The organism is Stenotrophomonas sp. YJH_SMC_94-11 (assembly GCF_059370435.1).
The window spans coordinates 290,634-311,264 of record NZ_JCAFTR010000005.1 but is presented as its reverse complement, the minus strand read 5'-3'; the positions used below and the strand labels follow the sequence as shown (position 1 = coordinate 311,264).

At 68.2% G+C, this 20,631-nt stretch carries 18 protein-coding genes; 7 read left to right on the top strand and 11 right to left on the bottom strand.

The annotated features are described in order from the left end of the window. Positions 1–556 precede the first annotated feature (556 nt). A complete protein-coding gene (locus tag AC5P74_RS11780; RefSeq protein ID WP_253134991.1) occupies positions 557–1,744 on the top strand; it encodes a benzoate/H(+) symporter BenE family transporter in 1,188 nt (395 codons plus the stop codon). 9 nt (positions 1,745–1,753) lie between these two features. Here the strand turns inward: AC5P74_RS11780 and AC5P74_RS11775 are convergent, their stop codons facing one another. The 6 genes from AC5P74_RS11775 to egtB all read right to left on the bottom strand — a co-directional run bounded on the left by AC5P74_RS11775 (position 1,754) and on the right by egtB (position 7,693). Then, positions 1,754–2,299: a DUF2628 domain-containing protein gene (locus AC5P74_RS11775; protein ID WP_346608036.1), complete on the bottom strand. Its 546-nt coding sequence runs from the start codon at positions 2,297–2,299 to the stop codon at positions 1,754–1,756. A gap of 71 nt (positions 2,300–2,370) precedes the next feature. Further along, positions 2,371–3,141: a DUF2628 domain-containing protein gene (locus tag AC5P74_RS11770; protein ID WP_253134993.1), complete on the bottom strand. Its 771-nt coding sequence runs from the start codon at positions 3,139–3,141 to the stop codon at positions 2,371–2,373. A 26-nt stretch (positions 3,142–3,167) separates the two neighbouring features. Next, positions 3,168–4,058 carry a D-hexose-6-phosphate mutarotase gene (locus AC5P74_RS11765; protein WP_346608035.1) on the bottom strand — a complete coding sequence of 297 codons (891 nt, stop codon included), beginning with the start codon at positions 4,056–4,058 and terminating at the stop codon, positions 3,168–3,170. Between the two features lie 40 nt (positions 4,059–4,098). Next, positions 4,099–5,367, bottom strand: coding sequence for a lytic murein transglycosylase (locus tag AC5P74_RS11760; protein ID WP_253134997.1), 1,269 nt, complete (start codon positions 5,365–5,367; stop codon positions 4,099–4,101). Between the two features lie 83 nt (positions 5,368–5,450). Next, a complete protein-coding gene (gene egtD / locus AC5P74_RS11755; RefSeq protein ID WP_346608034.1) occupies positions 5,451–6,425 on the bottom strand; it encodes an L-histidine N(alpha)-methyltransferase in 975 nt (324 codons plus the stop codon). After that, positions 6,422–7,693 (bottom strand): ergothioneine biosynthesis protein EgtB, encoded by a 1,272-nt coding sequence (egtB, locus tag AC5P74_RS11750; protein WP_346608033.1) that lies wholly within the window; start codon positions 7,691–7,693, stop codon positions 6,422–6,424. The genes egtD and egtB overlap by 4 nt, the downstream gene beginning before the upstream one ends. Positions 7,694–7,859: 166 nt before the next feature. On the opposite strand from egtB, the gene AC5P74_RS11745 reads away from it, so the two are divergent. After that, complete coding sequence (locus AC5P74_RS11745) at positions 7,860–9,140, top strand: GGDEF domain-containing protein (protein WP_053496752.1); 1,281 nt, start codon at positions 7,860–7,862, stop codon at positions 9,138–9,140. Between the two features lie 3 nt (positions 9,141–9,143). On the opposite strand, the gene AC5P74_RS11740 is transcribed toward AC5P74_RS11745, so the two are convergent. Beyond that, complete coding sequence (locus AC5P74_RS11740; protein WP_070488951.1) at positions 9,144–9,536, bottom strand: YchJ family protein; 393 nt, start codon at positions 9,534–9,536, stop codon at positions 9,144–9,146. A 102-nt stretch (positions 9,537–9,638) separates the two neighbouring features. On the opposite strand from AC5P74_RS11740, the gene AC5P74_RS11735 reads away from it, so the two are divergent. Further along, positions 9,639–10,418: a sulfite exporter TauE/SafE family protein gene (locus AC5P74_RS11735; RefSeq protein WP_206621051.1), complete on the top strand. Its 780-nt coding sequence runs from the start codon at positions 9,639–9,641 to the stop codon at positions 10,416–10,418. An 89-nt stretch (positions 10,419–10,507) separates the two neighbouring features. On the opposite strand, the gene AC5P74_RS11730 is transcribed toward AC5P74_RS11735, so the two are convergent. The 4 genes from AC5P74_RS11730 to folE form a co-directional block, all read right to left on the bottom strand. Beyond that, on the bottom strand, positions 10,508–13,888 hold the full coding sequence (locus tag AC5P74_RS11730; RefSeq protein WP_346608032.1) for an ATP-binding protein: 3,381 nt from the start codon (positions 13,886–13,888) through the stop codon (positions 10,508–10,510). Between the two features lie 16 nt (positions 13,889–13,904). After that, complete coding sequence (locus tag AC5P74_RS11725; protein ID WP_005421303.1) at positions 13,905–14,606, bottom strand: DUF4194 domain-containing protein; 702 nt, start codon at positions 14,604–14,606, stop codon at positions 13,905–13,907. Beyond that, positions 14,593–16,062: a DUF3375 domain-containing protein gene (locus tag AC5P74_RS11720; RefSeq protein WP_053496749.1), complete on the bottom strand. Its 1,470-nt coding sequence runs from the start codon at positions 16,060–16,062 to the stop codon at positions 14,593–14,595. The genes AC5P74_RS11725 and AC5P74_RS11720 overlap by 14 nt, the downstream gene beginning before the upstream one ends. Positions 16,063–16,174: 112 nt before the next feature. Beyond that, positions 16,175–16,786 carry a GTP cyclohydrolase I FolE gene (folE, locus tag AC5P74_RS11715; protein WP_004141296.1) on the bottom strand — a complete coding sequence of 204 codons (612 nt, stop codon included), beginning with the start codon at positions 16,784–16,786 and terminating at the stop codon, positions 16,175–16,177. A 687-nt stretch (positions 16,787–17,473) separates the two neighbouring features. On the opposite strand from folE, the gene AC5P74_RS11710 reads away from it, so the two are divergent. The 4 genes from AC5P74_RS11710 to AC5P74_RS11695 all read left to right on the top strand — a co-directional run bounded on the left by AC5P74_RS11710 (position 17,474) and on the right by AC5P74_RS11695 (position 20,628). Further along, on the top strand, positions 17,474–17,929 hold the full coding sequence (locus tag AC5P74_RS11710) for a MarR family winged helix-turn-helix transcriptional regulator (protein WP_005421298.1): 456 nt from the start codon (positions 17,474–17,476) through the stop codon (positions 17,927–17,929). A 109-nt stretch (positions 17,930–18,038) separates the two neighbouring features. Beyond that, positions 18,039–18,248 (top strand): DUF1656 domain-containing protein, encoded by a 210-nt coding sequence (locus AC5P74_RS11705; protein WP_025875651.1) that lies wholly within the window; start codon positions 18,039–18,041, stop codon positions 18,246–18,248. Beyond that, positions 18,245–19,162 (top strand): efflux RND transporter periplasmic adaptor subunit, encoded by a 918-nt coding sequence (locus tag AC5P74_RS11700; RefSeq protein ID WP_070488808.1) that lies wholly within the window; start codon positions 18,245–18,247, stop codon positions 19,160–19,162. The genes AC5P74_RS11705 and AC5P74_RS11700 overlap by 4 nt, the downstream gene beginning before the upstream one ends. Continuing rightward, the gene (locus AC5P74_RS11695) at positions 19,159–20,628 is read left to right on the top strand and encodes an efflux transporter outer membrane subunit (RefSeq protein ID WP_070488811.1); all 1,470 of its coding nucleotides are present in this window, start codon (positions 19,159–19,161) and stop codon (positions 20,626–20,628) included. Before AC5P74_RS11700 ends, AC5P74_RS11695 begins: the two co-directional genes overlap by 4 nt. Positions 20,629–20,631: the final 3 nt, after the last annotated feature.

Below are 20,631 nucleotides of genomic sequence, written 5' to 3'. Positions count from 1 at the left end.
CTGCAAGATGGACAATCATCCTTCCTGCAGGCGCCTTCACAAGATACCTGCGCATACTTTCAAAGATCCGGGGAAGTGGCCTCAGCGCCGTTCCCGTGTGCCGCGAAGTTTCCTTCGTAGCGAGCCGCCCATTATAGCCGGCTTTTCTGCTTCGTCAACACCTTTTTTCAAGGCCGTCTCACCGGAGTGGACGTTGTTGCCGATGCTGCTTCGTCGTTGGGCCCGAAGGCCTTTCGTCGTTGCGAGCCGCCTATTATGCCGGACTTTTCGAGTCCGTCAACACCTTCGTTCGATCAACTCGTTCGTCGGTGTTGGCGTCGCTGTTCGCGTGTCGTTTCCGGAGAAGCGATGCGCTGCAGCAAGGGGGCGAATTCTAGAGATCCTGCAGATTTCGTCAAGGCTTTTTTTTGCACGGTGATGACAGAAGCATCGCGACATCACGCATGACGTACGCTCGAAGATCACTGCGGCGTTGCCCGCGCGTTGCGCGGTCAACGCCGCAACCCCTATCAATGCAGGGATGCACAATGCAGGGATGCACAGTGGAGACAGAGCAATGAGCATGCAGGTGCGGCGCGCATGGTGGCGCGATCTTTCGATGCCAGCCATCGTCGCTGGCTTCATTACGGTGCTGGTCGGCTTCGCCAGCTCAGCCGTGATCGTGTTCCAGGCCGCACAGGCCGTCGGCGCCAACCAGGCGCAGATCGCCTCCTGGATGTGGGCGCTGGGGCTGGGCATGGGCGTGACCTGCATTGGCCTGTCACTGCGCTATCGCGTGCCGGTGGTGACGGCGTGGTCGACCCCGGGCGCGGCGATGCTGGTGGTGGGTGCCGGCGGCGCGTCGCTCGCCGAGGCCACGGGCGCATTCCTGCTGGCCGCCGTACTCAGCTTGCTGGCGGGCTTCTCGGGCATCTTCGCCCGACTGATGCAACGGGTGCCGATGGCGCTGGCCGCCGGCATGCTGGCCGGTGTCCTGCTGCGCTTCGGGCTGGATGTGTTCGTGGCCATGAATACCCAGCTGGTGCTGGCACTGGCGATGTTCACCACCTGGCTGGCCGGGCGCAGGCTGTTCCCGCGCTATGCGGTGATCGCCACGTTGCTGGTCGGCATCGCCGTCGCCGCGAGCCACGGCCTGCTGCACGCCCAGCAGGTGCATCTGCAGCTGGCGATCCCGCAGTGGGTGATGCCCTCCCTGTCATGGACCGCCGTGGCCGGCATCGCCCTGCCCCTGTTCGTGGTCACCATGGCCTCGCAGAACATTCCCGGCGTGGCGGTGATGCGCGCATCCGGCTACGACGCCCCGGTGTCACCGCTGATCGGCTGGATCGGTGTGGTCAATACACTACTGGCGCCGTTCGGTGCGTACGCGCTGAACCTGGCCGCGATCACCGCCGCGATCTGCATGGGCCGTGATGCACATGAGGATCCGGCACGCCGCTATACTGCGGCGATGGCGGCCGGTGCCTTCTACATTGTCGTCGGGCTGTTCGGCGCCACGGTGGCCGCACTGTTCGCGGCCTTCCCCAAGGAGCTGGTGGCCTGCGTGGCCGGTATCGCCCTGTTCGGCACCATCGGCAACAGCCTGGCCAGTGCGCTGGCGGTAGAGCGGGACCGCGAGGCGGCACTGGTCACCTTCCTGGTCACCGCCTCGGGCGTCTCACTGGCCGGCATCGGCTCGGCGTTCTGGGGGCTGGTGGCCGGTGGGCTGTGCCTGCTGGTATTGCGGGCACGGGCACCAGCCTGAGCAAACGTGTCAGGCCGCCATGCGGGCGACGGTGTTGATCACCCCGACAGCCGCCATGCCGATCACCACCGCCCAGACGCTGGTCCCGCCACGACGCTGCAGTTCGGTACGGATGCGATGGTGCTGCCCGGCGTGAGCAGCCTTCACTTTGCCCAGCAGCCGCGTGCAATAGCGCAGGTACAGGGTATTGGCGGTCATCGCGATGGCAAACCGTGGCACCGCCAGCAACACCACCATGAGCAGCGGATTGGCACGGGCCGCCAGCAGCGCGATGCCGAACAGGACCAGCTCGAAGAGGATGGCCGCCAGGTACATTTTCCGGTGCAGCAGCCAGTAGGTCGGCACCAGGAAGGCGGGCCAGTGCCACGGCCGCGGCGGCTTCGGCACTGGGCTGTCCAGGTGCCAGCGCTGGCGGTAGAGCGCTGCGTTGGGCCCCACGAGGAGGTTCAGATCGTCCGCGTCGGATGGAGCGGTCGCACCGTCCACCTCTGCAGCAGGCGCGAGATAGGGATTGTCATCCGCCGGGGACGCCGGCGGGGTATCCAGATGAGCCATGTCGGCGATTCCTTGCCCGGGATGATCCCGCGGTAGCGGCAGCTACCGGTGAATCTGAAGCCGCTCCGGCCTCAGCCTGCCATCGCCTGCCCCACCAGCATCACCGCAACGACGGCGATAGCCACCACCGCCGCTGCCAGTGCATTGGTGTCACCGCGCCTGGCCAGCTCGCTGCGCAGGCGTGCCTCGTCATCGCCCGCCAAGGCGCGCGCGCGGGCGATCTCACGCTGGCAATGCGCCAGGTACCAGCGATTGGCATACACCGCAGCGGTGACGTTGATCGCAAGGGTGATGACCATCGACACGCCTTCTGGTACGCCCAGCAACGCCTCGGCGATACTGAAGAACACCAGCATGCCAGCCCAGATCGCCGCCAGCCGGTACATCCGCCGGTACACCATCCAGATCACGCCGATCAGGAAGGCCGGCCAGTGCCAGGTGCCGTTGCCCTCGGCGATGCCCTGGTCCAGCCGCCAGCGTTGTCGATAGATCGGGAAGTTGCCGCCGACCACGGCGGCGTACAAGGCGATGTCGCCTTCCAGCTCCGGCACGGTCGCGGCCACGGGCGAAGCGGCGGGTGCACGGTAGGGGTCGGACGGATCAGCGGTCCGGGTATCGCTGACGGTGACCGCCGGCACCGGTTCAACCGGCGAGGGGTTCGGAGCCATCTGCGCCAGCGAAGGATCCAGTTCGGCCAGTGGCCGCCACGATGCCATCCCTACGCGCCACAGCAGCGTGCGTGCGGTTACGGTGCCGTCCTGCTGCAACCGGCGCAACCCGGCCAGGTCCACCGGCCCTTCGCTCTGCTTGCTGTTGGCGTACCACCACTGTGCTTCCTGCATGCCATCCATTCCTGTCGATCCCATCGCTACTCTGAAACTCCCGCCACGGCCTGCAGCGGTTCACTGGCCAGCACCTGCACAAGCTGGTGGCGCGCGCCGGGTGCAAGGGTAATCTGCTCTGGCCCGGCGTTGGCCACTTCCAGGCACACGTAATCGTGCCAACCGTCGCCGACATCGGCCATCTTCGCCGCTGCCTCCATGCCCGGGTTCCAGGCCACCAGGGTCTGGCTGCCTTCGCTGCGGATCTCGATCCGCCGCTGCAGGACGGGATCGCGCAGCACGTAGTGGCCGCCGGCACCGGTATAGATGCGGTCGCTGCGCCCCGGATCGCGCGGATCACGCAGCGACCAGGGCCCCTGCTGCTGGCGCAGCTGCGCGCCGTCCTCGTACTTGTCCAGGTAGTGCAGGCCGTCGAGGCCATCGACCTCGACACGAGTGGCATCGCCGACCCGGAAGTAGCTGTGCAGGGCCTGGGTGAAGGTCACCGGCGAGGTTCCGGTGTTTTCGGTGACGAGCTGCTGGCGCAGCTGGCGGCCGACGCGCAGCTGCATCTGCAGGCGCAGGCCGGGATCGGCGCAGGGCGCAGGTACCAACTGCAGCTCTACCTCGCCGTCATCGCTCCGGGTGGCCTGCAGAAGCTCCCAGCGTGCGGTACGTACCAGGCCATGCGCCGGTGCATCGGCGCTCTTGCCCTGGCGACCGAACCACGGCCAGCACACCGGGACGCCACCGCGGATGGGCGTGGGCAGCTCGGCGCGCGTGGGCGAAAGCCACAGCAGATCGGGCTGCCCATCGGGAATGAACGACAGCAGCTGGCCACCAAACACACTCACGACCGCTGTGGCATTGGCGGTTCGCACCTGCCAGGCCTCCAGGCCGTGATACAGGCCGGTGCTGATGTCCGGATTCGACTGCATGCGATGACGCTCCTTGAAGACCGCGGCGATGATGTCGCGGTCAACGTGCCGCCGGCAAGGCATTCTGCCCAGCGGGTGCGATGGCGGCCGCCTCTTCCTGCAGCGTGCGCAGGATGCGCTGGCCTGCGCGGCCGTCCACCTCGCTCCAGCCCAGGCGCTGCTGCTCGGCCTGGATCGCGCGACGCGTGGCGGTACCGATCATGCCGTCGGCGGCACCGATGTCGTGGCCGCGGGCCAGCAGCAGGGTCTGCAGCTGGCGGCGCTCATCGCGGCCCAGGCCTGGATCGTCGGTCGGCCAGGCGGCAGCCAACCCGGTGCCGCCGCGCAGCTGGTCAGCAAGCGTCGCGATCGCCAGCGCATAGCTTTCGGCAGCGTTGTAGCTGTAGATCGCGTCGTAGTTGCGGAACACCAGCAGCGCCGGGCCCTTGTTGCCGGCCGGCAGCAGCAGGGCGGCGCGCGCATCCGCCGGCAGGTTGGCCGGAGCCAACGCGGTGCCATCCAGCGCGGTCACGCCCTGCGCGCGCCAGTCGGCCAGGGCGCGACGCTGGGTGCGGCCGGCCTGGCTGGCGTTGAAGCCGGCGGGCACACGCACCTCCATGCCCCATGGTTCGCCACTGCGCCAACCGGCACGCTTGAGATAGTTGGCGGTGGAGGCCAGTGCATCGGGAATGCTGCCGACCAGATCGCGGCGGCCATCGCCATCACCGTCCACGGCGATGCGTGCATAGGTGCTGGGCATGAACTGGGTGTGCCCGAAGGCACCGGCCCAGGAGCCGGTGAGCCCCTGTGCCTGCAGGTCGCCGCGGTCGATCAGCGTGAGCAGCGCCAGCAGCTCACCGCGGAAGAAAGGTTGCCGGCGGCCGGCGCACGACAGCGTGGCCAATGACTGCAGCAGCGGGCGCTTGCCGAACACGCGGCCGTAGTCGCTCTCCACGCCCCAGACCGCGACGATGGTGGCCGGATCGACGCCATACTGGGCCGACACACGATCGAGCAGGTCGCGGTGCTGCTGCAGCAGGGCGCGACCATCAGCGACGCGCTGGCGATCAACCAGCGCGGCCAGATAGTCCCAGATCGGCGTGGTGAATTCGGGCTGTGCATCGAGCAGGCCGAGCACGCTGGGGTCCGGGGTGAGCCCGGCGGTGATCTCGTTGAAGCGGTCGGCGCCGATGCCCTGGGTCGCGGCGGTGGCCTGCAGGCCCGCCAAGCAGCGGCTGAACGCCGGATCGGTGCTGGCGGCCGAAGCCGCAGGCAGCGTCGGGGTCGACGCAAGGGCGGCCGCCAGGCCGAGCGTGGTCAGAACAGGCATGGCGTCCTCCGTGTTGCCGTTGCACGGCCATCTTAGGGGTAGCGGTGCCGCCGAACCTGAAGGGGCACCGGCTGGCCACCACCTCAGGCGCGGCGCAGCAAGCGCAGGCCATAGGCGGGGCTTTCGGCATCCCATCGCTGCGCCACCTGCAGGCCCGCCTGCCGCAACAGCGCCTCGAAGCTGTCATCGGTGTACTTGTGGCTGTACTCGACGCGGATGGGTTCACCGGCGGCGAAGTGGAAAATGCGGCCATCCAGGTGGACGTCCTGTGCCCGCTGGCTGACCAGATCGGTCTCGATGCGCAACCGCGCAGAGCTGTAGCGTGCACGATGACGGAAGCCATCGAGATCGAAGTCGCTGCCGATCTCGCGGTTCAGGCGGGCCAGCAGGTTGAGGGTGAATGCGGCGGTGACGCCCTGCGCATCGTTGTAGGCCGCCTCGATCAACGCCGGGTCCTTGTGCAGGTCGATGCCGACCAGGGCCAGGCCATCACGCCCCATGGTCTGGCGCATCGCGCGCAGCAGCGCGACCGCGTCCTCGCCTTCAAAGTTGCCCAGCGTGGAACCCGGGAAGAACAGCAGCCGTCGCGCGGGTTCGCGTTCGGGCATGGGTACGGCGACGGGACGGGTAAAGTCGGCACAGACCGGCAGCATCTCCACCTCGGGCAGCGCCGGGGCCAGGTGGTCGATGCTGGACAGCAGCGCGGCACGCGAGATTTCGATCGGCGTGTAGGCCACCGGGTCGTGCAGGGCGGCCAGCAGCAACGCGGTCTTGCGGCCACTGCCGCTGCCCAGCTCCACCACGTGCAGGTGCGGCCCGACGCTTCGGGCGATGTCCGGCAGTACCCGTGAAAGCAGGGCCAGCTCGGTGCGCGTGGGGTAGTACTCGGGAGTATGCGTGATCTGCTCGAACAGGCGCGAGCCGCGTGCATCGTAGAAGTACTTGGACGGCAGCTGGCGGGGCGTGCGCAACAACCCGGCCACCACGTCGGCAAGGATCTGCTGGCGGCCGGGAGTGAGATCGGTCAGCGCCTGCAGCGCGTCCTGCACCGTACTCATGCGAGATCCCTGGCCAGGCGCAGCCCGGAGAACTGCCAACGCGCCGGGGGCATGAAGAAGTTGCGGTAGCTGGCACGCACGTGGCCACGTGGCGTGGCGCAGCTGCCACCGCGCAGCACCCATTGCCCGCACATGAACTTGCCGTTGTATTCACCGAGGTTGCCGGCGAAAGGGCGAAAGCCCGGATAGGCGCCATACGCGCTGTGGGTCCATTCCCATACATCGCCGAACAGCTGCCGCAGCCCACTGCCCTGCCCCGCCCGAGGGTGCAGCTGATCGTCGTCGGCAAAATGGCCACGCAGGGGCTGCGACGCAGCGGCGGCTTCCCACTCGAACTCGCTGGGCAGGCGCGCACCAGCCCAGCGGGCGCAGGCATCGGCCTCGTAATAGCTGAGATGGCAGACCGGCGCATGCGGGTCCAGTTCTCGCCAACCGCCGAGGGTGTACTCGCGCTGCAGGGCATCGTCCCAGTACAGCGGGTGCTGCCAGCCCTCGGCTTCGCGCAACGCCCAGCCTTCGCTCAGCCACCAGCGCGGCTCGCGGTAGCCGCCAGCCTCGATGAAGGCGAGGTACTCGCCATTGCTGACGGGACGCTCTGCCAGTGCGTGTGCAGCCAGCAGCACGCGGTGCGGCGGCGATTCGTTGTCGTAGGCGAAGGCGGTGTGCTGCGGCCAGGCTGCGGCGCCAATGGTAATGATGCGTTCGGGTGATTCGATCCAGCCCTGCGCACTGGCAGCGCTGGTGGCAGGCTGCAGGTCCTCACGGTAGGCCGGCTGCAACGGATTGCACCAGAACGCATGCTTGATGTCGGTCAACAGCAGTTCCTGGTGCTGCTGTTCGTGCTGCAGCCCCAACTGCAGGTGGTGCAGCGCCTGCGCGTCGAGGTCACCCGCCGCCAGCCGTGACTGCACCTGCATGTCGACCTGCTGGCGGTAGTCGCGCACCTGCTGCAGCGAGGGCCGCGACAACAGGCCGCGTTGCGGCCGCGCGTGCGCCGGACCGATGCTTTTGTAGTAGCTGTTGAAAAGATAGTCCCAGGCTGGATCACGCGCCGGCGCACTGGCGAATCCTGCCAGCACGAAGCGTTCGAAGAACCAGGTGGTGTGGGCCAGGTGCCACTTGCTGGGACTGGCGTCGGCCATGCTCTGCAGCATGGCGTCCTCTGCACTGAGCGGTGCGGCCAACTGCAGGCTGCGGGCACGAACACGTGCGAAGTGGTGGGCGAGGTCGTGCTGCGGGGCAGCGACGGCGGTGGGTACGCTGTCCATGCCTACAGCATCGGCGCAGTGCGGTGAGTGCGACGTCATGGCGGCACACTGCCCCATTCACATGGTTGCGGGCGTACCTTTTCAAGAAGCGCGTGTTCAAGAAGCGGGTGAGGACGCCGCTAACGGCAGTGTTGCGGCCGCATCGTCACCGCACTGGACTTCCTGCGTGCCCCTGCATCCACTCCGCCAGCCTGCGCATTACCTGTTCGTGCTGCCCGCCGTGCTGGTCGTCCTGGTGCTGTGGATGGCACTGGGCACCGAGGATGTGGCCAGCCCGGCCCAACGCATCCTGCCCTGGCTGCTGGCCTGCCTCGGCGCGGGCCTGGCCCTGCTCTACCACCAGATACGCACGTTGTGCCTGCTGCTGGTCGTGGCGGTGGTGTTCGCCCTGCTGCACCGGGACGTTGGGGGCTACCTGCGCAGCGGCCATGTCGACGCCTTGACTCCGTTGCGCTTCCACGCAATCTCGGCCTGGGTGCCGCTGCTGTTTGCCGGGCTGGCCGTGTGGCCGGAACGCGGACGCCGACGCCAGGACCTGCTGCTGCGCAGCGTGGTCTGCGGCGCGGCCCTGGTGATCTTCCTGCTGCTTGCGGCACAACAGCCGCAGGGCATGCACGATCTGCTGTCGAGCCGTCACTGGGCCTGGATTCCCGCCGACTGGAATGCGCTGGCGCAGCTGCCGGCGCTGCTGTTCCTGCTGGCGAGCGCAGCGCTGGGCTGGCAGGCGTGGCGGCATCCGCGGCCACTGCACACGGCGATGCTGCTGGCCCTGCTGTGCCTGTGGTGGATGTTGCCGCGGATCTTCCTGCAGCCGGTACTGCTGCCGGCGCTGAGCAGCGCCGCCCTGCTGCTGATGCTGGGCGCGATGCTGCAGGAATCCTTCCACATGGCCTTCCGCGATGAGCTGACCGGCCTGCCCGGGCGGCGGGCGTTCAACGAGACCCTGCAGCGGGCGCGCGGCACCTACAGCATCGCGATGGTGGACGTGGACCACTTCAAGTCGTTCAACGACACCCACGGCCACGATACTGGCGACGACGTGCTGCGCCTGGTGGGGTCGCGGCTGGCGCGTGTCGGCGACGGTGGCCGAGCGTTCCGCTATGGCGGCGAGGAATTCGCGGTGGTGTTCCTGGACCGCCCAGCGGCGGCCTGCATCGAGGCCGTCGAAGCACTGCGGCAGAGCATCGAGGACACCCGCATGCAGCTGCGCGACCGCAGCACCCGCAGCCGTGACGACGAAGCTGGCCGTCAGCAGCGCGGACGCGGCGGCACCGGCCAGGTGGTGCAGGTGACGGTCAGTATCGGGCTGGCCGACAGCCGCGTGGATCCGCGACCGACGGCAGTGCTCAAGGCCGCCGACCAGGCGCTGTACATGGCCAAGGACGGCGGTCGCAACCAGGTCCGCGCGCACGGCGGCCAGCGCCTGCTGGCTGCATCCAGTGCGTAGGGCTCAGACCGCGTCGAGGTAATACCAGCGGCCGTCGATGCGCCGGAATCGGCTGTGCTCGGTCATTTTCACCGCGCTGCCGCCGCCGATGCGGTAGCGCGCGGTGAAGCGCACTTCAGCACTGTCTGCGCCGGTGACCGCGTGGTCGTGCACGGTCAGGCCCAGCCAATGGGTGCGCTGGCCTGGCGCATCGTCCAGCGACAACTCGGCCGGACGCGTATCCGGATGCCAGGTCTGGCGCAGGTAGTCGGCCAGGCCCCGCACATAGGCGCTGTAACGCGAACGCATCAGGCGCTCGGCATCGGGCGCGGCTTCGCCGGCATGAAAACGACCACAGCAGGCGGCATAGTCGGCGGGAAGGCCACAGGGGCAGGGCTCAGCGGGTTTTCGGCTCATGCCGGCATTGTCGCCGGATTGCGGGGATTGATCCACGCGCGGCGGGAGTCACCTGGAGCAGGACAGGCGTATGCTGTCGCGCCCCCACCTTGATTGATCGCCGTGCTGGATCTGGTTCCCCCTGAGTTGTGGTGGCTGGTGGTGATCGCCTTCATCGCCGGTCTTGTGGATGCCGCCGTGGGTGGCGGTGGCCTGGTGCAGCTGCCCGGCCTGTTCACGGTGCTGCCGCAGCAGACGCCGGCGATGCTGTTTGGTACCAACAAGTTCAGTTCGATGTTCGGTACCGGTGCGGCTGCATGGCGCTATGCGCGCAATGTGCGCTTCCCGTGGAAACCGGTACTGTTCGCGGCCGGCACGGCCTTCATCTTCTCCTTCGCCGGGGCCACTGCGGTAAGCCTGCTGCCCAAGGACGCGGTGCGCCCACTGGTGCTGGTGCTGCTGATCGCGATGCTGGCCTACACGCTGTGGAAGAAGGACTTCGGCGCGTTGCACCGGCCCCAGGAGATCGGCCGCCGTGAACTGGTGATCGCGCTGGCGATCGGTGCGGCGATCGGCTTCTACGACGGCTTCTTCGGGCCGGGCACCGGCAGCTTCCTGATCTTCCTGTTCGTGCGCTTCTTCGGCCTGGATTTCCTGCGAGCCTCGGCGGCGTCGAAGGTGGTGAACCTGGCGACCAACGTGGCGGCGATCTCGTTCTTCGTGCCGACCGGCAACATCCTGTGGTTGTTTGCGCTGCCGATGGCCACAGCCAACATCATCGGCTCGGTGGTGGGCACGCGCCTGGCGCTGAAGGGCGGCACGCCGTTCATCCGCAAGCTGTTCGTGGGGCTGGTGGTGGTGCTGATCGCGCGGATGGCGTGGGATACGTTCCGCGCTGCGTGAATGCGGTTGCCGGCCAGCGGCCGGCACTACCGAACCCCGCCCATGGGTAGTGCCGGCCGCTGGCCGGCATTCCCCTTCAATCGGCCGGGTCAGGCCTCGGCTTCTTCCGGTTCGTTGGCCTGCTGGCGGCTGCGCTCGGGCAGCTTCAGGCGCTTGCCCTCTTCGTCGTACTCGATCAGCAGCACGCCGGAGTCGTGACGGCCGCTGATTTCGACGAAGCAGGCGCCGCCGATGAACGGTTCCAGCGTCATCACCGACTTCAGCGGGGTGGCAACCACCATCTGGAAGCCGAAGTTGTCGAAGATGTTCATTGCCAGTGCGGTGAACTCGTTGTCGGCCTTGTCGAAGGCCTCGTCGAGCACGACCGCGGCGTAGCTGGGCAGCTGGCTGTCGGCGCCGCCGAGCTGGTAGCGCAGCGCAGCCGCCAGGCAGGTCGTGGCCAGCTTCTGGCGCTGGCCACCGGACTTGCCGGCGCCGCTGCGGTAGATCTCGACCTGCTGGCGCGTTTCCGCATCCAGCTCGACGCCGATGAACTCCACGTGCATGCGCACGTCCAGCACCAGCTCGCGCCAGCGCTTGTCCTCGCCTTCCTGCGAGCCCAGGCGGTTGACCAGCTGGCGCAGCACGGTGAACTGCGACTCGGCCAGCTCGCGCTGCTCGGTCTGCTGCTGCGACAGCACCTCGCGCAGCTGCAGGTGGAACTCAGCGACCTCCGGCAGGCGGCGGTCGCTCAGTTCGATGGTCAGCAGCGTGCCACGGTTGAACGGCACCTGCTCCAGGCTGGCGTTCACTTCGTCCAGGCGCTGGCCGATCGACTTGCGGGCCTCTGCGCTGTGGCGCTGCAGGGCCAGCAGGTTGTTCTTGCTCTGGTTCTGCAGCAGGTCGAAGAAGCGCTCTTCGTGCTGTGGCAGGCCGTCGCGTTCCAGCCGTTCGAGGCGTGCGAGGAAGTCCTCGGCCGAGGCCACCGACACGGTGAAGTCGCCCGACTCCTCCGGCCACTGCTGGATGAAGCGACGGAAGCAGCCGATCAGCTGGTTCTCGATGCGGTTGAGGTCCTGCTGCGAGGACGACAACTGCTCGTTCAGCGCGTTGCTGACCTGACGCATGTGCGCTTCGAGCGTTTCCAGGCTGAGCGGCCCCTGTTCCTGCAGGCGCTCGGCGAGGCCGGCTTCCTGCTCCTGGGCCAGGCTCGGCAGCACCAGTGCGCGGCTCTGCTGGCGCGCGCGGTCAAGGCGATCACGTTCCTTGACCAGCTGGCCGCGCTCGACGCGGACGTCTTCATAGGTGCGGCGGGACTGCTCGATGTCGGCGCGCACGGCGTCGATCTGCTTGGCCAGCTTGGCGAGATCGGCGTTGCCTTCGCGCAGGTCGCGCAGGGTGGCTTCGATATCGCTCAGGCGCTGCTGCGGAGCGGCGATGTCGATCTCGTTCCAGCTGATGCTGACCAGCTCGTGGCATGCCAGGCGGCGTTCGTTGTCGCGATCACGCTGCCCGCGCAGGCGCGCGATGTCGGTCTCGCAGCTGGCGATGCGCTTGGCCAGTTCCTGTGCTTCGCGCTCGAAGGCGCCCACCTTGTCGTGGTTGTTGAAGCCGAGGATCCAGCGACGGCGGTCGCCCACCGCACTGCGGTCGTCCTTCTCGAAACGGTCGCCGGGATGCTTGACCTGGCCTTCGCGGGTGATGCCGCGGTCGACGTTGCGCAGCTGCTTGGCATCCACGCATTCGTAGTCGAAGCGCTTGCCCAGCTCGCGGCGCAGCCAGCTTTCGAATACATGCTCGCGCAGTTCAAGCTTGTGCAGCAGCGACTTCGCCGACGGCTCACGGGCGAATGCATCATCGTTGCGGCGCACGCGGTAGTAGGTGAAGCGCATGCCAAGGTGGGTACGGTTCACCCATTCGGCGACATCGTTGTAATGCTTGTCGTCGACCAGCAGCGACAGCGCGAAGCCACCCAGCACGCGCTCGATGGCACCCTGCCAGCCCTGCTCTTCCGAGCGGACCTGGATCAGTTCGCCGACGAAGGGCAGTGCCGCCTCGGCGATGCCGGTTTCCTCGGCCAGGCGCGCGCGCAGCTTCTGCATCGGCGCCGGGATGTTGGAGGGCGTGCGCTGCATCGCTTCAAGTTCGGCACGGACCTCGCCGAAGCGGCGCTCGTCATCGCGCTTGCCGCCCAGGCGGTCACTGATCGCGTCGTCCAGTGCCGAGGAGGCACGCTGGCGGTCCTGCAGCTCGTTCTGTGCGCGCTCGACCAGTTCGGCGAAGCCATGGGCGTCGTCCGGCAGTTCGGCCCCCAGCTGCTGCGCCGCCTGGCGTGCCTGCTCGCGCTTGGCCTGACGGCGGTCGCGCTCGGCTTCGGCACGACCCTGCTCGCGTTCCAGTTCCTCGATGCGCTCACCGCCCTGCTGGCGGCGCTGCAGCTCCAGTTCGGCCAGGCGCTCGGTGTGATTGTCCAGTGCGGCACGGCGCTGCGCTTCTTCGCCAAGCAGGCCGCGGTCTCGCACGTCCATCTCGCGCAGGCGCGCCTCGATCAGCGCTTGGCGCCGGCTTTCGCGGAAGCTGTCCACACCGAGCTTCAGCGCTTCGTCGTCGCCACGACGGCGGTGCATTTCCTTCAGATCGTTGTAGTAGGCGCGCGCCGGCAACAGGGTTTCCACCTGACGGCGGGCAGTGACCACCGCCTGGTGCGCGCCATCAAGCTCGGCGAAGTCGCTGACCAGGCGCTCGGCGGCGTCGAAGGTCTTCGGCGTGTCGAGCATGAAGTCGCGCAGGAAGACGTTGAGGTCGCCCAGGTTCTTCGCCGACTGCGTCTTGTGCAGCAGGCGCAGCGCCATCTCGTTGTCGATGCCGAGCAGGTCGCGGAAACGCTCGGCGTAGCCGGAGAACGTGTCGAAGTGGTGCAGGTCGGGCAGCTTCTGCTTCAGCTTGCGCAGGTCCAGGTCGAAGCCGCCGAGGTCCTTGGCGATGTCGAACGGGCGCTCGGCGATCATGTAGTGCTTGCGCACATCGCCGGCCGAGGTGCCGCTGCCGGAGATCCACAGCAGGCGCACCAGGCTGACCACGCGGCCATCGCCGGCGCGGTATTCCAGCACCAGTGCGGTCCAGGTCGCGCCCTTGCGCAGGTACTGGGTGGCGATTTCGCCGGTGCCGCTGTCCTGCTGGTCGGCCCACGCGCCGCGCACGTAGGACACCAGGTTGCGGTCGCGGCCACTGCGCTCGGCTTCACGCGCAGCGGCGTTGAAGTCGACGATGGCCGGTGGCGTCAGCAGCGCGGACATGGCATCGAGCAGGGTCGACTTGCCCGAGCCGGAGCGGCCGACGAACAGGAAGCCGCGTTCGGCGATCGGTACTTCGGTCAGGCCGTTGAAGGTGCCCCAGTTGTGCACCTGCAGGCGGCGCATGCGGAACTGCTGCAGGCGCGGGTCCGGCAGGCCTTCGTTGAACAGGGCGGGAGTGTGCTTGGAGATAGCCATGCGATGGTCGGGTCTCTCAGGCCTCGGCGGCCGGGGTTTCACGCAGCTGGCGGTAGACCGCCGAAAGCTGGGACACGTCTTCGGCGGAGAACAGCAGCTTCAGCGCCGGCGAGACTTCGTGGCGGTCTTCCTGGCCGCTGAGGCGGGTCAGGATGTGGTTGTCCTTCATCTTCTGCACCGCCGATGCGACGCGACGGTTGAAGCCGGCGCGGTCGGTGGACAGGTTCTTTTCGTAGATGGCCAGCGCTTCGGCCATCTCGGCGTCGGCGACCACCGCGCGGTTGCCGCGCGCATCGGCCTCGGCCAGCTGCTGGCGCAGGTACAGCAGCAGCACCGAGTCGATGAAGGTCAGCGGCGAGGTGCGCAGCAGCACCGGCGCATCGACGTCTTCGGTATCGGCCTGGCGGGTGAACGCCACGCCACTGTCGCGGTCGAGCACCAGTTCCAGGAACAGGTCGGCCAGCGACGAGCGGATGGCCGCCTCGCTGCGGATCAGCGCCGGCCACAGCTTGGCGTGGCGCAGCTGGTCGATGCTGGGGCCGATCAGCAGCTGGCACAGCGCACGGCGCGCATCCAGCGGCAGGCGCCCGGTATCGCCGAGGTAGTACACGTCGTTGCCACGGCGGGGCTGCGCCACGGCCGCCACCGGCTCGGCCTCGTAGGCGTCTTCCGCCACGTCGGCCTGCGGTGCGTCGATGGGATCTTCATGCCAGCTCATGGCGTCTCTCCTGGGTGAACCAAACCAGCGGGATGCGGGCGCGACGGATCTGGCCGTCGCCACCACGCCATTGCGCAAGCTCCTGCTCGCCGGCGATCACGTTGCCGAAGCGCGTGCCCAGCGACAGGTAGCCGATGACGCTGCCAAGACCCTGCGGCGCTTCGCGCTGCGAAAGGGCCTGGGCGATGCTGAGCCGCGGCTGCGCATCGAGCAGGTCGTGCAGGTCGCGGCGCAGGGTACGGAAGTCGATTTCGGACGAAGCGACCAGATCGCCAACGCTTTCCAGGCTGATCGCGGCTGCGTCGTTGTATTCGACGTTGCCATCGACCTGGGCGCTGCGCGGATCGTGCAGTTTCCATTGCGACCACGAGCGCAGGCGGCTGGTGGTCAGCTGCAGGTCGCGGCCGATGCCGCGTTGTGCGGGGAACTCGTCGCGCAGAGCGAGCGCTTCGGACTGCGCCTGCTTGAGCAGCTGGTTGAGGCGACGCTGTTCCAGATAGCCACGGCTCTGCACGAAGCCGCGCAGGCTGCGCGCGAAGTTCTGCAGCACATCGTGCACCTGGCCACCGCGCTCGAGCATGGTGCTGGTGAAGCCGCGCAGGAAGTTGCGTTCGTTGCGGTCCAGGCGGCGGGCGAAGCCACGCGCCAGCACCGCTTCCAGCGCGGCATCGAGCTGGGCGCTCTGCTCGGCGTCGTTGAGCAGGCGCCAGAAGGCCTGGAAGCTACGCCCGGCATCACTTTCGCCAATCACGTCCACGCCTTCGAACAGCTGCGACAGCACATCGCCGCGCTCGCCCTCGTCGTCGATGATGCGTTCGCGGAACTCGCGGTTGAGCTGCTCGAAGTCGTCGCGCACGCGGCGGAAGTCCTCGGTTAGCTCGTCGGCCAGGCCGATGATCTGGCGCGCACGTTCCAGCGCGCGCTTGCCGTCCAGCGCGATCACACGGCCGGCGCCGACACGGGCGATCTCAGCGTCGATCCGGTCGCGCTCGTCGCGCAGCGCCGACAGGCGGGCGTCCGGATCGGATTCGGTCTGCGCGGCCAGCTGCGAGAGCTGTTCGATGACCAGCGCCAGCCGGCTCTCGGTGGCGGCCACACGGGCCTGCTCGAGGCCGTCGGCAAAGCGGATCGCCTGCAGCGCCGCGGTCGACAGCTCGTACTGCTCCTGGTCGGCGCCCTCGGGCAGGCGGCGTTCCAGCCAGCCCTGGGCCAGCCAGTGCGCGATGTAGGCCTGCGCGGTACGCGGCAGCTCGCGCGACAGTTCGTCGCTATTGAGCTGATCCAGCGCACGCTGCAGGCGCTCGTTGAGCACCGACGAAGGCAGGGTGCGCTCGCCGTCCATCAACAGCCCCTGCAGCAGGCCGATGATTTCCGGAGCGTGGTCGGCGGCGAGCAGCTTCCACTGGGGCTGTTCGCGCAGATGGCGGTAACGGGAGATGCGTTCGCGATGCTTCATGCAGCGAAAGGAGTCATGAGGGCTGGCGGGGAGGGGCAGCCACGCACGGCGGCCGCGCCGGCATCCGTGGGCATGCCGGCCCGCAGGGGCCGGCGGGGTGCGCGCAGGCGGCTCAGCGCTTGCCGCCCACTTCGATGAAGCGCAGGAACTCGGCGCGGGTACGCGCGTCGTCGCGGAAGCTGCCCAGCATCTTGGAGGTGACCATGCTGACGCCGCGCTTGTGGATGCCACGGGTGGTCATGCATTCGTGGGCGCCTTCGACGACCACGCCGACACCGATCGGCTGCAGCACATCCTGGATGCACTGGGCGATCTGCGCGGTCATCTTCTCCTGCACCTGGAAACGGCGGGCGTAGGCTTCGACGACGCGGGCCAGCTTGCTGATGCCCACCACCTTGCCGGCCGGCAAGTAGCCGACATGCACGCGGCCGATGATCGGCGCCATGTGGTGTTCGCAGTGGCTTTCGTACTCGATGTCGCGCAGGACGATGAGTTCGTCATAGCCTGCCACTTCCTCGAAGGTGCGCTCCATGTAGGCGCGCGGGTCATCGCGGTAACCGCTGAACCAGTCGCCATAGGCTTCGGCGACACGGCGGGGGGTATCCAGCAGGCCTTCGCGGGACGGGTCCTCACCGGCCCAGCGCAGCAGGGTGCGCACGGCATCCTCGGCCTGGTCCTGGGTCACGTCGCCCTGCGGGGCGGCCTTTTCGTTGTTCTTGCTCATTGCGTACAGCGTCCCGAACGGGGGGCGAGCATCGTACCCGACCGGGGGGTGGGTCGTCCTGTTGGTCGGGTTCATCGAGGGTCTGGCGGCGCCTGCCTGTTACGGGTCTGGATGGGGAAGGGCGGCAGGGCAGGACACGCCGTAAACCCATCCATGGGGGCTCGGTCGGCGCATCCATGCGCCTCACGGTCCTGCCCTGCCGCCCTTCCCCATCCCTGACAGTTTCCTGCAGGCGCGGCCGGACCGCCCGAAAGCGGGGGCAAAAGCGGGGGTTCATGACTTCGGAAGCAGCGCGCCGCTGCTGTGGCGTCTTCTGCTTTGGTGGGTGCGGACCGTTGGTCCGCACTGCTTCTGCTCTTGCTTCATAAGAGCCAACCCACCGCGCCCGCGGGGTGATGGGAGGGAAGCGGGGGCCGGGCGGGGCAGGACCGTCCGCGGCATGGATGCCGCGGCCGAGCCCCCAAGGGTGAGGGCGCTTTGCTTGCGAGGCATGCCTCGCAAGCGCCCGAACGCAGAGCCGCCAGCGGCTGGGCCGGACCCCGGAGGGGGGTTTACGGCGTGTCCTGCCCCGTCCGGCCCCCGCTGCCCACCCGACACCAGGCAGGCGCAACGCTTTCCTCAACACACCCACCCATTCAGAAAAACCCATTGATAGGAATGAAATTAGTAGTATCCTATCTATCTCTTATGGACCGACCCCTCGACGAGCGCACCGTGCTGCAGATGCAGCTCAGCTCCGGCCTGCTTTATGCAGGGCGGCAGTGGCAGCGCCTGGCCGACAGCCGGCTCGGCAGCTATGGCATCTCCACCGCCTGCACCATGCCGTTGCTGATGATCGGCCGCTCCGGCGGTGGCATCCGCCAGGTGGCGCTGGCCCAGCAGCTGGGCATGGAGGGTCCTTCCCTGGTACGCCTGCTGGACAAGCTGTGTGCCAGTGGCCTGGTCCGCCGCGAGAGCGACGCCAGCGACCGCCGCGCCAATCTGTTGTGGCTGACCGACGAGGGCCATGCGCTGGTCAGCGAACTGGAAGATCAGTTGATCGGCCTGCGCCAGGACGTGTTCGGCGAGCTTTCCATGGATGAACTGCACGCCGTGCTGAAGGCATGGCGCCTGCTGGCCGAGGCCGCCGACCGCATCACGTAAGAGCGCTGCCCCCGAACACCGCCGCTGCCGTGCACACGCCAGCGGCTTTTGCCCGTTGCTGTTGTTTCGTTGTCCCTCCCCTCCCCCACCTCGTCCCCGCCCCCTACCGATGCCCGGTGAATTCAGTCTCCACGGAGTGTTCGTCCCGACCCTGCTTGGGTTGATGGTGTTGGCCTATCTGGTCAACAGCGGCCTGCACGCGCTGCTGCAGCGGGCCGGCGCCTACCGCCATGTATGGCACCCGGCGCTGTTCAACCTGGCGCTGTACGGGATCGTGCTTGGCCTGCTGTTCCACCTCCTGCGTTGGATGCAATCGTGAACAAGATCGTGAAGAAGACCCTGCCGGTGCTGCTCACCAGCGCAGCCGTGATCGTCGCCCTGCTGGTGCTGCGCCAGCTGTGGGTCTACTACATGGATGAACCCTGGACCCGCGACGCCCACGTCGGCGCCGACGTGGTGCAGGTGGCGCCGGACGTGTCCGGGCTGGTGGAAACGGTGAACGTGGCCGACAACCAGTCGGTGAAGAAGGGCGACCTGCTCTTCGTCGTCGATCGCGCCCGCTACCGCATCGCGCTGGAGCAGGCCAAGGCCAGCCTGGCCGAGCGCCAGGCCTCGGTGGCACAGCTGCGCCGCGAGATCAGCCGCGACCGCAGCCTGCAGGACCTGGTCGCCGCCGAGGACGCCGAGGTGCGCCGCGCCAAGCTGCAGGCCGCACAGGCGGCGCTGGCCACCGCACAGGCTGCGGTCGACCTGGCCGAGCTCAACCTCGGCCGCACCGAGGTGCGCGCCCCGGCCGATGGCCGGGTCAGTGACCGCACGATGCGCGTGGGCGATTACGTGGTGGCCGGCAAGCCGGTGCTGGCGCTGCTGGATACCGGCTCGTTCCGCATCGATGGCTATTTCGAGGAGACCCGGCTGCGCGGCGTGGCGCCGGGGCAGCGCGTGGACATCCGCCTGATGGGCGAATCGGCACCGCTGCACGGCCATGTCGAGAGCATCGCCGCCGGTATCGAGGACCGCTACCGCAGCAACGGCAGCACCCTGCTGCCGAACGTGACCCCGGCCTTCGACTGGGTGCGGCTGGCGCAGCGCATCCCGGTGCGCATCGCCATCGACGAAGTGCCCAAGGGCGTGGAACTGATCGCCGGGCGCACCGCCACGGTAACCGTGGACACCGGCCGCCATCCGCACAACGGCAAGGCCGGCACTTCGCCGACACAGGCGGGCCTGTGAACGCCGCCCTGCCCCGTCTCGGCCTGATCGTCGCACTGGCCAGCCTGGCCGCGTGCAAAACCGTCGGCCCGGACTATGCACTGCCGGAAGGCTCGGCGTTCAAGCGCACGCAGGCCAATGCGGCCTTCATCGATACGCAGAACCCGCAGATTGCCGCCAACCAGGCGCTGCCCGACCGCTGGTGGTCGCTGTACAACGACCCGGTGCTGGACGGGCTGATCACCCAGGCACTGCGTGACAACGTGGAACTGAAGGCCGCCGATGCGCACCTGCGCCGCGCCGCCGCCGTGTACGAACAGGCGCTGGACGCCGGCGGCTTCGAGTACGAGGCCGAGGCCGGCGTCAGCCGCGCGCAGTTGTCGGCCGAATCGTTCCTGCAGGAGCACGAGCTGCCGGTGATCAACCTGGCCGATGGCAAGTTCGCGGTCAGCTACCAGTTCGACCTGTTCGGCAAGCTCAAGCGCGGCGCCGAAGCGGCGCGTGCCGACGAGCAATCGGTCGCCGCGGCGCGCGATCTGGCCCAGGTCAGCGTGGTGGCGCAGGTGGCCGACAGCTACCTGGAGATCTGCCACGCCAACCACGAGCTGCACGTGGCCGAGCATTCGCTGCAGCTGCAGCAGCGCAGCCGCACCGTTACCGAGCGCCTGATCGCCGCCGGCCGCGGCACGCCGCCGGAACTGGCCCGGGCCAATGCGCAGGTGGCGCTGCTGGAGGCGGCACTGCCGCCGCTGCGCGCGCAGCGTTCGGCCGCGGCCTATTCGCTGGCCGCACTGCTGGGCCAGACCCCGGGCCAGCTGCCGGCCGGCGTGATCGACTGCGCGCACGCGCCCAGCCTGGCGCAGCCGCTGCCGGTCGGTGATGGCCGTGCGCTGCTGCAGCGCCGCCCGGACGTGCGCCAGGCCGAACGCAAGCTGGCCTCGGCCACCGCGCGGATTGGCGTGGCCACCGCCGAGCTGTATCCGGACATCCGCCTGGGTGCCTCGGTGGGCGCCGCCGGCCTGCTGGAAGACTTTGGCACGCCGATGACCCAGCAGTGGTCGATCGGCCCGCTGATCTCGTGGACACTGCCCTCTTCGGGCACGCATGCCCGCATCCACGCCGCCGAAGCCGGTGCCGACGCGGCCCTGGCCGAGTTCGACCACACCGTGCTGCAGGCACTGCGCGAGACCCAGACCGCGCTGGACCGCTATGCGCAGGACCTGCGCCGCCTGCAATCGCTGCGCGTGGCGCAGGAGCAGGCCGCGCTGGCCGCCGACCAGAACCGCCGGCTTTACCAGGGCGGCCGCACACCCTACCTGTCCAGCCTGGATGCCGACCGCAGCCTGGCCACCAGTGACGCCACCCTGGCCGCCGCCGAAGCGCAGGTCTCGCGCGACCAGATCCACCTGTTCCTGGTGCTGGGTGGCGGCTGGCAGGCATCGGTTGCCCCGGCCGCACCGTCCACCGTACAGGCCACGGCGAAGTAAGCC